The sequence below is a fragment of the Pseudomonas sp. TYF_14 genome, assembly GCF_043105275.1.
Taxonomy (GTDB): domain Bacteria; phylum Pseudomonadota; class Gammaproteobacteria; order Pseudomonadales; family Pseudomonadaceae; genus Aquipseudomonas; species Aquipseudomonas alloputida.
The window spans coordinates 1-13,236 of the sequence record NZ_JBICLK010000084.1 but is presented as its reverse complement, the minus strand read 5'-3'; the positions used below and the strand labels follow the sequence as shown (position 1 = coordinate 13,236).

The following is a 13,236-nucleotide window of genomic DNA, read 5'->3' as shown; positions in this document are numbered from 1 at the left end:
GAATCAGGCGGCGCTGGCCTGCCTGAGTGGTAGACCATTCTTGAATTACTTCAATCTTGAATTTTTTTATTAAGTCAAGATCCACCCTGTTCAAATCCTTCCCGGCGTGCTACAAACTGGTTAAGCAATGATCTAGCTGCTTGATAACGAAGGGAAAAATATGACGAAGTCGGAGCTGATCGAACGTATTGTCACCCATCAGGGGCTGCTCTCGTCCAAGGATGTGGAGCTGGCCATCAAGACCATGCTTGAGCAGATGTCGCAATGCCTGGCTACCGGCGATCGCATCGAGATCCGCGGTTTTGGCAGCTTCTCGCTGCACTATCGCGCCCCCCGCGTAGGCCGTAACCCGAAGACCGGCCAGTCGGTCAGCCTCGAAGGCAAGTTCGTGCCGCACTTCAAACCCGGCAAAGAGTTGCGTGACCGGGTCAATGAAGACGAGCATGAAGAGGCCCACACCTGATTCCACAAGGAGCAATCTGATGCGTAACCTCAAGCGCGCCCTGGCGGCGGTGTTCGTGCTGCTATTGGCGGCTGTGGTGTTGTTCTTCGTGCTGGAGAACCAGCAAGCCGTGTCATTGGTCCTGTTCGGTTGGGCTGCGCCCGCCATGCCGGTTGCTGTCCTGGTATTGGCTGCCTTGGTCATTGGCCTGGCAGTCGGGCCGTTGCTGGGGGCTTACGGCGTGCAGCGCAGCAAGCGCAAGATCAGGGCTTCTGCGCGTGAGGCGGCATTGAACGGCAACTAAGGAAATTTCCTACACCTACTAAAGAAAGGTTCGCCTATGCATGCGTCGGTCGTCATGGAGTAATAGTCCACTTCATTTTCGGTCCAGGCGAGTGTGCGCAGCATGGAATATCCCAGCCTTTCCCATCACGGTGGTACCCGGGGTGTCACCGGGTCCTGTCACCAGCTGCACCTCGGCCCATCCACCAGTTTGCTGGTCGACTGCGGGCTGGAACAGGGAAGTGATGCGCCGCCCGGTGCAGCATCCGCCCCCCTCGGTTTTGATATCCAGGGTATTCAGGCTCTGGTCATCACCCATGTCCATCTCGACCATGTTGGGCGCATCCCTGCGCTGCTGGCAGCGGGTTACCGTGGTCCTATCCTGTGCAGCGAGCCCTCGGCCCGGCTGCTACCGCTGGTGCTGGAGGACGCCTACAAGCTGAGCATCAGCAGCGAGCCTGCGCAGGTGGCGCGCTATCTCGATTTCATCCGTGATCTTATCGTGCCGCTGCCCTTCGAGCAGTGGCACACGGTGATCGAGCGCCCTGGACTTGCCTGTCGTATTCGCCTGCAGCGTGCAGGGCATCTACTGGGTTCCGCTTATGTCGAGTGCGATATGCAGCATGAGCAAACCAACAGCCGGTATGTGTTTTCGGGCGATCTGGGCGCTTCTTGCAACCCGCTGCTGCGCCCGGTGCAGCCCCCGGAGCGTGCTGACGTGCTGGTGCTGGAAAGCACCTACGGCGACCGCCTGCACCCACAGGCAGGCGACCGCCGTCAGCGGCTGGAAGACGCCATCGACCGAGCCCTCGCCGACAAGGGCACCCTCCTGATTCCTGCATTCAGTCTTGGTCGCACGCAGGAGCTGTTGTACGAGCTGGAAGACATTCTGCACCGCAAAGCCCTGCTGAAGACTACCGGCCCGGCTCCGGACGGTGAGCCAATCGACTGGTCACAGTTGCCCATCATCCTCGATTCGCCCTTGGCTCAGCGCATCACCCGCGTGTACCGGGAGCTGCACGAATATTGGAATGCAGAAGCCAGGGCGCGTGTTGCAGCCGGGCGCGATCCACTCGGCTTCAGCCAATTGATCAGTGTTGACACCCATGCCCGCCACCAGCAGGTGGTCAATTACCTCAAGAGTACCGGGCGACCGGCGATCGTGATTGCCGGCAATGGCATGTGTTCGGGTGGGCGCATCGTCAATTACCTCAAGGCCATGCTGGGGGATCCTCGGCATGAGGTGATGTTTGTCGGCTATCAGACCAAGGGGACGCCGGGGGCGGTAATCCAGGCGAGTGAAGGGGCAGAAGGGTTTGTGCAGATTGATCTGGATGGGCAGATGTACGAAATTCGGGCGAAGGTGGTCACGGTGGGTGGGTTTTCGGGGCATGCTGATCAGGCGGGGTTGGTCGGTTTTGTCAACGCAATGTCGCGCGTGCCGGGGCGGGTTGTGTTGGTGCACGGGGAGCAGCGTGCGAAGCTGATTTTGCAGCAAGTTCTCAGGGCTCGCCGAGAAACGCATAACCCATGCTTTGAGGTAATTATTCCTGAATAAAGCGGGTTGGCCATTGAACGTTCACGCGCGCAGTTGTCTCAAACCTGCCATTTGAGTTTCGCCGCCCGACGGTGCAGTTGCTAAAACGGCGGTTGAACAGCCGACTGAAGATGCGCTCTCTGGCGCTCCTCGGGGGACAAGCTACATGAAAAAAACTCTGGTATTCTACGAGCCTCAGCTCGGGTCTGGAGCCTGGATGGCCAGGAATTGCCTCGCTGGGCGCGTATATTTATTGCTGCTGCACCCGACCGCAGCGGCTGTCAGATATTAAGATACATGTAGGTTTCCTGAGGTTTGAAACTTCAAGTGGCCGTTAAGGACTCAAATATGGAATTGATCCCGGTAATTTTATCCGGTGGCGTTGGTAGCCGTCTGTGGCCAGTATCACGTGAGGCTCATCCCAAGCCGTTCATGACCCTGCCAGACGGTCAGAACCTCATCCAGAAGACTTTCCTGCGAGCCGCCGACCTGAACGGTGTGGTTGAAATCCTTACGGTCACCAACCGCGAATTGCTGTTCAAGACCGAGGACGAATATCGCACCATCAACAAGCAGAACCTCAGCCAGGGTTACATTCTCGAACCCTTCGGTCGCAATACCGCCGCAGCCGTGGCCGCTGCGGCATTGCAGCTTCTGCAGTCCCACGGCCCTCAAGTGCACATGCTCGTGCTGGCGGCCGATCATCTGATCCAGAACGAAGCGGCTTTTTCCGAAGCAGTCAGCAAGGCCGTTCAGCTGGCAGGCGAGGGTTGGCTGGTCACATTCGGCATTAAACCCCAATACCCTGAAACCGGCTTTGGCTACATCGAGGCTGCGGCTGGCGGTGTGCTCGAAGGTGGGCTAAGAGTCGAGCGTTTCGTCGAAAAACCCGACGCCAAAACCGCTGAGGCCTATGTCGCTGCTGGCAACTATTTCTGGAACGCCGGCATGTTCTGCTTCCAGGTTGGCACTGTGATCGAGCAGTTCAGGGCTTACGCTCCTGATGTGCTTGAAGCTGTCGAGCGTACCCTCGAAGCCTCGCGCCGCTCTACCTCCAAAGGCTATAGCTGCCTGGCTCTGGATGCAGAGTGCTTCGCCAGCGTGCCGGACATCTCCATCGATTACGCCTTGATGGAACGCTCGAGTAAAGTGGCGACCATTCCGTGCGATATCGGGTGGAGCGATATTGGCTCGTGGAATGCTGTCAGCGAACTGACCCTGCCGGATGAGCATGGCAACCGCTTCGACGGCGAAGTGATGGCTTACGGGGCGAGCAACAACTATGTCAGCACCGAAGACCGCCTGGCTGCGCTGGTAGGTGTTCAGGACTTGCTGGTGGTAGACACGCCGGATGCACTGCTGATTGCTCATAAAGACCACGCTCAGGACGTGAAACATATCGTCAAGCGCTTGAAGAATGATGGTCACACCGCCCATTTACTGCATCAAACAGTGCACCGCCCCTGGGGTACTTACACCACCTTGGAAGATGGTGAGCGCTTCAAGATCAAACGCATTGTGGTCAAGCCCAAGGCGTCGCTGTCCCTGCAGATGCATCACCACCGCAGTGAGCACTGGATTGTGGTGAGCGGTATGGCCGTGGTGGTCAATGATGATCAGGAACTGATGCTCAACACGAACGAATCCACGTTCATTCGGGCGGGTCACAAGCACCGTTTGCAGAACCCGGGTGTAATCGACCTAGTGCTGATCGAAGTTCAAAGCGGCGACTACCTGGGCGAAGACGATATCGTTCGCTTCGAGGATAACTACGGTCGTTGCGACGCCTGATCCAGCCTCTCCAGTCGACCCCGTGGGCCTGATCCAAGCGCGGGGTCGATTTCGCTCGGCAAGCCTGTCGCCGACTTTCCCCTTTTTCGAATGGTGTTCGCTCAAGCGGCGCCGTATACAAGTGAGATGTATGTACCCACCCATTCAGACCCGCTGCTTCAAAGCCTATGACATTCGCGGCCAAGTGCCGGCTGATCTCAATGAGGATATTGCCTATCGTATTGGTCGTGCCTTGGTGGCTGAGCTGGGTGGGCGCAGCTACGTGGTAGGTCGTGACATGCGCTTGGAAAGTCCGACTCTTTCCCAAGCATTGATGAGGGGCCTTACTGAAGGCGGCGCCGACGTTATAGATATTGGCCTTTGTGGCACCGAGGAAGTGTACTTCGCTACCAGCCACTATCAGGCCGACGGTGGCATTATGGTAACCGCCAGCCATAATCCCAAAGGCTATAACGGCATGAAACTGGTGCGCGAGCAGTCGCGACCTATCAGTGGTGACACGGGCCTCAAGGATATTCGCCAGCGGGTGGAATCCGGTGATTTGGGGACCGCAGCCCCGGCCGCAGGCAGTGTTCGCCTGGCGTCCGACAAAAGCGCTTACATCGACCACCTGCTGACCTATGTGGACCTGGCTACCCTCAAGCCATTGAAAGTGCTGGCGGATCCGGGTAATGGTGCTGTCGGCCCGGTGCTGGAGTTGTTGAAGGCGCGCCTGCCACTGAAGCTCACTGTTATCAATGGGGAACCAGATGGCAACTTCCCTAATGGCATCCCCAACCCGCTGCTACCGGAAAACCGTGACCTTACACGCCAAGCTGTCCTGGATACCGGTGCAGACATGGGTATTGCCTTCGATGGTGATTTCGATCGCTGCTTCTTCTTCGACAATCAGGGGCGTTTCATCGAGGGCTACTATGTAGTTGGCCTGTTGGCTGAAATGCTGCTGGCCAAGCACCCATGCAGCAAAATCATTCACGACCCGCGCCTGACCTGGAACACCATCAAACAGGTCGAAGAAGCAGGGGGAGTGGCAATCCAGAGCAAGACCGGCCATGCCTTCATAAAAGAGCGTATGCGCGCCGAAGATGCTGTATATGGCGGCGAAATGAGCGCCCACCATTACTTCCGTGACTTTGCCTACTGCGACAGCGGTAACATCCCTTGGCTCCTGGTCGCTCAGTTGATGAGCGTAACGGGCAAAAGCCTGGGGCAACTGGTGGACGAACGTATTGCAGCGTTCCCGTGCAGTGGCGAAATCAACTACGAAGTGGAGGATGTTAAAGACACTATCGAGAAGATTCTTGCTCACTACTTGCCGCGAAACCCCAGCATCGACCGCACCGACGGTATCAGCGTAGAGTTCGCTGACTGGCGTTTCAGCCTGCGTGGGTCCAACACCGAGCCATTGCTGCGCCTCAATGTCGAGAGCCGAGGCGATCAGGCTTTGGTTGAGCGCCAGGTTGCACAAATCGCCGGCTTAATCAGAGGTTAATTATGTTTGGCATGATCAAAGGTATATGGAGCTATCGAGGCTTCATTATCTCTTCAATCAAGAACGAATTCATTTCACGCTTTGCGCGAAGCAAACTGGGCGGGCTGTGGATGATTATTCATCCCCTGGCCCAGGTCGCCATCTATGCGCTGATCCTGTCCAACGTACTGGCCGCGAAGCTGCCAGGCATTGACAATAAATACGCTTATGCCTTGTACCTGATGGCCGGCATTCTGGCCTGGAACCTGTTTGCCGAGATCGTCAGTCGGTGCCTGACGCTATTTATCGAGCAGGGCAATATTATGAAAAAGATGCGCTTTCCGCGTATTACGCTACCGGTTATCGTGGTGGGCTCGTGTTTGCTGAACAATGTCTTGTTGTTCGCAGCAGTGATGCTGGTTTTCTCATTACTTGGCCACTATCCGACGCTGCAGATACTTTGGCTAATCCCGTTGGTGATGATCGTCGTTGCATTAAGCGTTGGCATTGGCCTAGTGTTGGGTATTCTCAATGTTTTTCTGCGGGATGTCGGTCAGGTAGTGCCCATCGTGCTGCAGGTGTTGTTCTGGTTTACCCCAATCGTTTACATGGTCAATGTGATACCTGAACACCTTCGGGCCACCCTTAGTTTTAACCCCATGTATCCCATTGTTACTGCCTATCACGACGTACTCCTGTACGCTAAAGCGCCTGATTTGAGTCAGGCGGTTGTCATGACCGGGATTTCCTTTGGTCTGTTGTTGCTTGGCCTGTTCCTGTTTCGTCGGTCTGTGCCTGAAATGGTGGATGTACTATGAGCCTTTTGAGTGTCAGTGATGTGGGCAAAGCCTACAAAACGTACCGTTCGGAACTGCAACGAATCGCCCACTGGTTCTTTTTGCCCACTAAGGCAAGCAGTGAACACTGGGTGTTGAAACACATCAACTTTGCAATTGAACCCGGCGAAGCCATCGGCATTATCGGGCAAAATGGCGCCGGCAAGTCCACCTTGCTGAAGATGATCACCGGGACGTTGCAGCCGACCCAGGGTCGAGTGCAGGTCAATGGCCGAATCGCAGCCATTCTGGAGCTGGGCATGGGTTTCAATCCAGAGCTCAGTGGCCGCCAGAACGTGTACCACGCTGCGGGTCTGATGGGTTTCGATGTACAGCAGATCAATGATGTCATTGATGACATTGAAGCCTTTGCCGAGATTGGCGAGTACTTTGATGAGGCAGTGCGTACCTATTCCAGCGGTATGCAAATGCGCGTCGCATTTGCCGTGGCGACTGCGTTCCGTCCAGAAATCCTTATCGTCGATGAGGCGCTGTCAGTAGGGGACAGCTATTTCCAGCACAAGAGTTTTGAGCGCATCCGTGAGTTCCAGCGGCTGGGAACATCGCTTTTGATAGTGTCACATGATCGTGGCGCCATCCAATCGCTGTGCAGCCGGGCCTTGCTTCTGGAAAACGGTTCCATCATCAAGGATGGGCCACCAGAGCAGGTCATGGATTATTACAATGCCCTGATTGCCGAGAAAGAAAACAGCACCGTGCAAGTCAAGCAACTGGCTGATGGCACCGTGCAGACGCAGTCGGGCAGCGGCGAGGCAACTATCGGTACCGTTGCTTTGTACGACATGCAAGGCACGCCTGTCGAGTTCGTGGCTGTGGGTGACAAAGTGACCCTGAGCGTGCAAGTAGAGGTGCACGCGCCGATCCCTGAGCTTGTAGTCGGCTACGTGATCAAGGACCGTTTAGGCCAACATGTTTTCGGTACCAATACCCACCACTTGGGCAAAGCCCAGAAGGCGCTTGAAACCGGTGAAAAACTGGAGTACCGCTTCGACTTCGAGATGAATCTGGGGCCTGGTTCCTATTCTGTAGCGGTTGCCTTGCATGCCAATGAGGTGCACATCGGCAGCAATTACGAATGGCGAGACCTGGCGTTGGTGTTCAACGTGGTCAATACCTCAAAGCCCCAATTTGTCGGCATGGCTTGGGTTCCAACAGCTGTGGAGTGCATCCGGTGAAAAAACCTTTCTATCGCGCTTTCGAGGATCGCTACCGTGGCTCCACGAAACTGATCACCGAGCGGCTGCAGGTGTATATGCCGTTCCTTCATCCGCTGTTGGCACTGGATGACGAGCATCGTGCGATTGACTTGGGCTGTGGCCGTGGCGAGTGGTTGGGTGTACTGGCCGGGGAGGGCTTCAATGCAGTTGGCGTAGACCTGGATGACGGCATGCTGGAGCAATGCCGGATCGAGGGTTATGCCGTTGAAAATGCCGACGCCGTTGCCAAGCTTAAATCGTTGGCCGACGCCAGCCAGGTGCTGGTGTCCGGGTTCCACATTGCCGAACATGTCCCGTTCCCGGTTTTGCAACAGCTGGTAGGGCAGGCGCTTAGAGTACTCAAGCCCGGCGGGCTGCTGATACTGGAAACCCCCAACGCCGAAAACCTCATGGTGGGGACCAACAGCTTTTACCTCGACCCCAGCCATGAAAAGCCTATCCCCAACCTGCTACTGAGCTTTTTGGCGGAATACGAAGGCTTTGGTCGTAGCAAACTCGTGCGGTTGCAAGAGCTCTCACCACTACCCGCACACGAGGACATGCGCCTGCTGAATGTGCTCAGCGGTGTAAGCCCAGACTACGCGGTAATTGCTCAGAAAGATGCCCCGGAGCCGACACTTTCGGCCTTCGCCAGCGCCTTCGATGCTGAGTATGGGGTGACCCTTGAGGACCTGGCTGAGCGCTATGAAGAAAGGCTGGCTAGCAACTTCCAGCAAGTGGGCGAAAGCGTCGAAAGCTGCCATTCGGCATTGTCGCAAGTTAACCTGGAGCTGGGTCAGCACCAGGCAGCCCTTGTGGATTTGAGCCAGGAAGTCGAGCGTCACCGCGCCGAACTGGAGAGCCTCAAGCAAGTGGTGAACGGCCTGAACCACCATCTGTCCGATACCCAGCAACGGCTGGCTCTTGCTGATGAGCGTATGGCGGCGACGCAAGCCTGGATCGATAAGCAACAGGCCAAATCGCTGGTAGCTATCGTCAAACGCACAGCCAGGCCGCTTGCCATCAGGATGATTCGGTCGGTACTCGGCAACCAGGTGCTGCGACACAATGCCAACCAGTTGCTGCGCAAATTCCCCAAGCTGCACCATCAGTTGAAACTGTTCGCTCAGAACCGCGGGCTTATTGGTGGCGGTGCGTTCGCATCGGCGGCCATGGGCCACGTCGGGTTCCAGGCAGTAGATTACTCGAGGGTAAGTTTTGCCGTATATCCCAAAGCGCCGCTGCTGCCTGAAGGCTATTACCTGAAGGACGAGGCTGTCGCACCGGCGTTTAATGCCGTGCGGATCACGGGGCATATCGAAGGCCATTACAGCCTCGCCATCGTCAACCGCGGCCTGGGTGTGGCGTTGTTCGACATGCTGGAGGGCAAGCTCGCGTTCCAGCCCTACCATGGTAAGGCGTACGACAATGTCATCGAGATACCAGCCTTCCAGCAGCGGCTGACAAATGCAATAGGCCAACCGTTGGATGAAGCGTTGGAAGGGGAAGTGCTGTCGATTGTTCATCACTACCCCATGATCAAGGACCTGAAAGGCGCTGGCATGCGCCTGGTCATCTTCTTCTGGGAAGAAACCGCAATCCCGTACGAGACCATCAGCTTCATTAACGAAAACTTCGATGCTGTTATCGTGGCCGCTTCTTTCGTAAAGAAAGTGTTGCACGATTCTGGCTGTGAAGTACCGGTGGTCATCTGCCCTGTCGGGGTAGATCACATCATTACCAATGAAGTGGCACCGATTACCGATATTCGTCCCGCTGCCGGGCAACGGTTCCGATTTTTGCATGTATCGTCGATGTTTGAGCGCAAAGGCCCTGACGTGCTGCTTGAGGCCTTTGCCGAGGCTTTCTCCAGCGCCGATAACGTCGAGCTGTACATCAAGACGTTCCCCAACCCACATAACCGCGTACATGAATTGATCGCCAACCTCTCGGCTGATCGGCAAGACATGCCATCGATCGTGGTTGACGAAAGCCCTATGGACGACCAAGGCATTATCGCGTTGTATCGTTCCGCCCACACGCTGGTGCTGCCAACGCGTGGTGAAGGCTTCAACTTACCAGCGGCTGAAGCGCTGGCAATGGGGTTGCCGGTAATCGTCACCGGCTTTGGTGCGCATGTTGATTTCTGCACGCTTGGCACTGCCGAGCTGCTGCCGTTCTTGTTTGCCAAGTCGGGCAGCCACTTGGGTGCGGCCAATTCATGCTGGGTCGAACCGGACAAGCATACCTTGGCCCTCAAGATGGGCGAACTGCGCGGCAAAATCGTCGAAGGCGACGATGCACTCGAGCAGCGCCGGCGCCAAGGCATTGAACTTGTTCGCAGCATCTACACTTGGGAGCAGAGTGCGCAGGCGGTTTTAGCCAGTGCCAACTGGCTCAAACACGAAATGCCGGCGGCCGCCGCCAGCAAGACCAAACTGGTGGTGGTTTCTCCTTGGGCAACCAAATGCGGCATTGCTGAATACACTCAGGCATTGCTCAGTGAGTTCAAGCAGGACGATTACGACGTTCGCATCTACTGCGATGAGCGCACCACAGACACAACCTCCGATGTCTATCAGCCTGCCTGGAGGCTTTCCGACGCCAAATCGATGTGCAAGGTGTTGGCCAACGAGGGCTGTGCCGATGCTGATGTTGTTTTGGTGCAGCATCAGCCGAGCCTTTTCGCCCTCAATGATGAAGTTTGCGAGCGTCTGGCGCACTTGCACGATCAGGGCAAGGTTGTGGTGCTTGAACTGCACTCTACGCAGCCGTTGATTACCGACCACCGCCTTTCCGAGAGGGCCGTACGTTCGCTGCACAAGCTTGACCGCATCATCGTCCACAAGCCTGAAGACCTGAATAACCTATTGGTGCTGGGCCTGGCCGCCAACGTCATGATGATGGCGCACGGTGTTATCTCTCCGCTCACTGACGTGCAGCCGGCGGATGTCCGCGATGAGTTGGGTATCGCTCAGGATGACCTGGTCATTTCGTGTTTCGGCTTCATTCTTGCCCACAAGGGTATCGACACGCTGATCGAGACCATTCTGCCGTTGGCGCAAGAAACAGGCCGCAATGTTCACATGCTCGGTTTGCACTCCATCCTTGATGCGCGCAGCGAACAGACACTGGATGCTTACCGGGCCAGGGCGGTTGAGCTTGGTGTGGATGACAAGATCACCTGGGTTACCGATTTCCGCCCCATCAAGGAGTGCCTGCGCCTGATGAGCGCAGCGGATTACGTGATCTTCCCCTACAAGGAAACACAAGAAAGCGCCAGCGGTGCGGTAACGATCGGCATTACCACCCTCAAGCCGGTGCTGGTGAGCCCGATCCATATCTTCTCGGACATGGCTGAAGCCACCTTGCAGATGACCGGTAGCCACGCTGCGGACATCGTGGCGTCGATCGCAGAGCTTGAACGCAACCCGGACAAGGCTCAGGCGTTGGTGGCGCGACAGGAGCGATGGATTGACGACCGCAGTTGGGAGCGGGTTTCTGCCCGCCTGAGCGCTACCGTGCAGGCACTGTTGTTCGAAAACAACCACCTAGCCCCGATTGTGGAAAAGCACCGCCGACTCAGCCCGGGAATCAGCCCGGCAGCACCGAAGAAGTTGCTGGTGGATGTGTCCGAGCTGTACTTCCGCGATGCTAAGACTGGTATTCAGCGCGTCGTGAAGCGGGTAATCAATGAATTTCAGCGCGGTGAGGGTGTTGATTACCAGGTAATCCCGGTATTTGGCGTTACCGGCAAAGGGTATAGGGTTGCAAGTGGATATCCAGGCTCCAGTGCCTATGTGGCCAGCTTGAGCGAATGCCCGATTGAGTACTCGGCGGGGGATGTGTTCCTGGGGTTGGACCTGAGCGCGCATTTGTTCCCCGAGTTTGATGGCGAGCTCGAGCGCATGCGCCGTGCAGGCGTGGGTATCCACTTTGTGGTTTATGACCTGATCCCGTTGTTGCACTCAAGGTTTGCCTACCCCGGTATTGATGGCGCCTTCAACAACTGGATGCGTTCTATCAGCCAATATGCCGATGGGGTTGTGGCGATCTCGTCTGCGGTGGCTGCTGACGTTAAAGTCTGGTTGCAGCAGCACGGTGGCGGGCGTGTGATGCCGTCCATCAGTCATTTCCACCTGGGGGCTGATATCGAAGAGGTTCAAGGCCAAGGCAGCTCTACGCTGGAAGATACGTTCATTGACCAATTGAAAGCGGTGCCCACATTCCTTATGGTGGGTACGCTTGAGCCACGCAAAGGCCATGCACAGACTTTGGCTGCGTTTGATGTGCTGTGGGCCCAGGGTGTAGAGGTGAACCTGGTGCTGGTTGGCAAGGAAGGCTGGGCCGTCGAGCAGTTGGTCCAGCACCTGCGTGCGCACCCACAATTGGGCAAGCGCTTGTTCTGGCTGCAAGGGTTGAGCGATGCCGACCTGACCGAACTCTATAGCGCCAGCTGTGCGTTGATCGCCGCCTCGGAGGCCGAAGGCTTTGGCTTACCGTTGATTGAAGCTGCGCAGCACAAACTGCCCATCATTGCGCGGGATATCCCTGTGTTCCGCGAAGTAGCGGGGGAGTTTGCCTATTACTTTCAGGGCGTGTCCGCGGATGAGCTGGCTCACGCCATGAAGCAGTGGCTGGAGCTGTTCGAGCAAGGTGCCCAGCCGCTGTCGGATGAGATGCCTTGGCTACATTGGAGTGAAAGTGCAGCTGAACTAAAACGCCTGGTGTTGGATGTTACGGAAAATACTCAGCTGAAGCATAAGGCGCCTGCTCAAGCGCACTGATTGCGTACGCTTGGCCATCCATGAGCCCTGCAGTGCGGCGCAGCCGCACTGCAGGGCTTTTGCCATATGACTTGTATGAGGCACGCAGTAAACGCGCTTATCCGGCTACGGGCACAGCCTGGCGACGCTGGCGCAGATAGCGTTGAGCCGGGCGTTCCAGCCAGCTGTGGGTCAACAGGCTTAGCGGGATAAGGATGGAAAAGAACAGCAGCATGACCCATCCCTGGTAGAACACCGTACGTGGCAAGGCCAGCGCGTCGAAGCCTATGGCGAAGAGGATCTGCAGCGGGAAGTGGGTGAGGTAGGATGCGTAGCTGATGTCCCCGAGCCAACCCCAGTGCCGTGCCAGCCCATGCCAGCGGAAGCCCAGGGCAGCCAGCGCCGCCACTAGTAGCGGGTAGCACACGTACAGCAGCACGGTACCGTTCAGCGCGTCAGCCCTGTGAACCAACCAAACCCAGCTTGCAATACACAGCGGCACAGTGGCCACGACAGTGCCGGTATCACCTGCCCACCGCCTTAGCTGATTGAGCACGCTATAGGTGACGCCGCCAATGAAGAAGCACAGCACGCCACTGCCCAGCTTGTACACCTCAGGGTACAGGTAGCTGCCCAGCGCCAGGGCCATAACGGTCAAGGGCCATTTCCAGCGGCGGCAAAGACAGATCAGGAAAAATGCCGCATACAGCAATACTTCCACCGACACAGACCAGAACGGGGCATTGAACGACCAGCCTTTTTCCAGCCCCCAGGCAGGTACCATCAACAGGTTCAGGAGTGCGTGATACGCGTCGTTGAATGGGTAGACGAAGTAGCCGTCGCGGCCACCCGAATACGCCCATTGCAGCCCGGCAACGGCCATAAAGGTAACGA

9 protein-coding genes are annotated in these 13,236 nt (G+C 56.7%); 8 read left to right on the top strand and 1 reads right to left on the bottom strand.

Annotated features, from left to right (window positions below; genetic code table 11):
• Positions 1-160: 160 nt before the first annotated feature.
• From ihfB to ACF8O8_RS22355, 8 genes are all read left to right on the top strand, one after another.
• The gene (ihfB, locus tag ACF8O8_RS22390) at positions 161-463 is read left to right on the top strand and encodes an integration host factor subunit beta (protein ID WP_010952810.1); all 303 of its coding nucleotides are present in this window, start codon (positions 161-163) and stop codon (positions 461-463) included.
• A gap of 19 nt (positions 464-482) precedes the next feature.
• Positions 483-746: a lipopolysaccharide assembly protein LapA domain-containing protein gene (locus ACF8O8_RS22385; protein WP_392510501.1), complete on the top strand. Its 264-nt coding sequence runs from the start codon at positions 483-485 to the stop codon at positions 744-746.
• Positions 747-848: 102 nt separating this feature from the next.
• The gene (locus ACF8O8_RS22380) at positions 849-2,282 is read left to right on the top strand and encodes an MBL fold metallo-hydrolase RNA specificity domain-containing protein (protein ID WP_392510524.1); all 1,434 of its coding nucleotides are present in this window, start codon (positions 849-851) and stop codon (positions 2,280-2,282) included.
• 327 nt (positions 2,283-2,609) lie between these two features.
• The gene (locus tag ACF8O8_RS22375) at positions 2,610-4,052 is read left to right on the top strand and encodes a mannose-1-phosphate guanylyltransferase/mannose-6-phosphate isomerase (protein WP_020192382.1); all 1,443 of its coding nucleotides are present in this window, start codon (positions 2,610-2,612) and stop codon (positions 4,050-4,052) included.
• Positions 4,053-4,182: 130 nt separating this feature from the next.
• Positions 4,183-5,544: a phosphomannomutase gene (locus ACF8O8_RS22370; protein ID WP_392510523.1), complete on the top strand. Its 1,362-nt coding sequence runs from the start codon at positions 4,183-4,185 to the stop codon at positions 5,542-5,544.
• A 2-nt stretch (positions 5,545-5,546) separates the two neighbouring features.
• Positions 5,547-6,341, top strand: a complete 795-nt coding sequence (locus ACF8O8_RS22365) for an ABC transporter permease (protein WP_010952815.1) — start codon at positions 5,547-5,549, stop codon at positions 6,339-6,341.
• The gene (locus ACF8O8_RS22360; protein WP_010952816.1) at positions 6,338-7,555 is read left to right on the top strand and encodes an ABC transporter ATP-binding protein; all 1,218 of its coding nucleotides are present in this window, start codon (positions 6,338-6,340) and stop codon (positions 7,553-7,555) included. The genes ACF8O8_RS22365 and ACF8O8_RS22360 overlap by 4 nt, the downstream gene beginning before the upstream one ends.
• Positions 7,552-12,363, top strand: a complete 4,812-nt coding sequence (locus ACF8O8_RS22355; protein WP_392510500.1) for a glycosyltransferase — start codon at positions 7,552-7,554, stop codon at positions 12,361-12,363. The genes ACF8O8_RS22360 and ACF8O8_RS22355 overlap by 4 nt, the downstream gene beginning before the upstream one ends.
• Positions 12,364-12,460: 97 nt before the next feature.
• Here the strand turns inward: ACF8O8_RS22355 and ACF8O8_RS22350 are convergent.
• On the bottom strand, positions 12,461-13,236 hold a 776-nt coding region (locus tag ACF8O8_RS22350; protein ID WP_392510499.1), incomplete at its 5' end, for an acyltransferase family protein.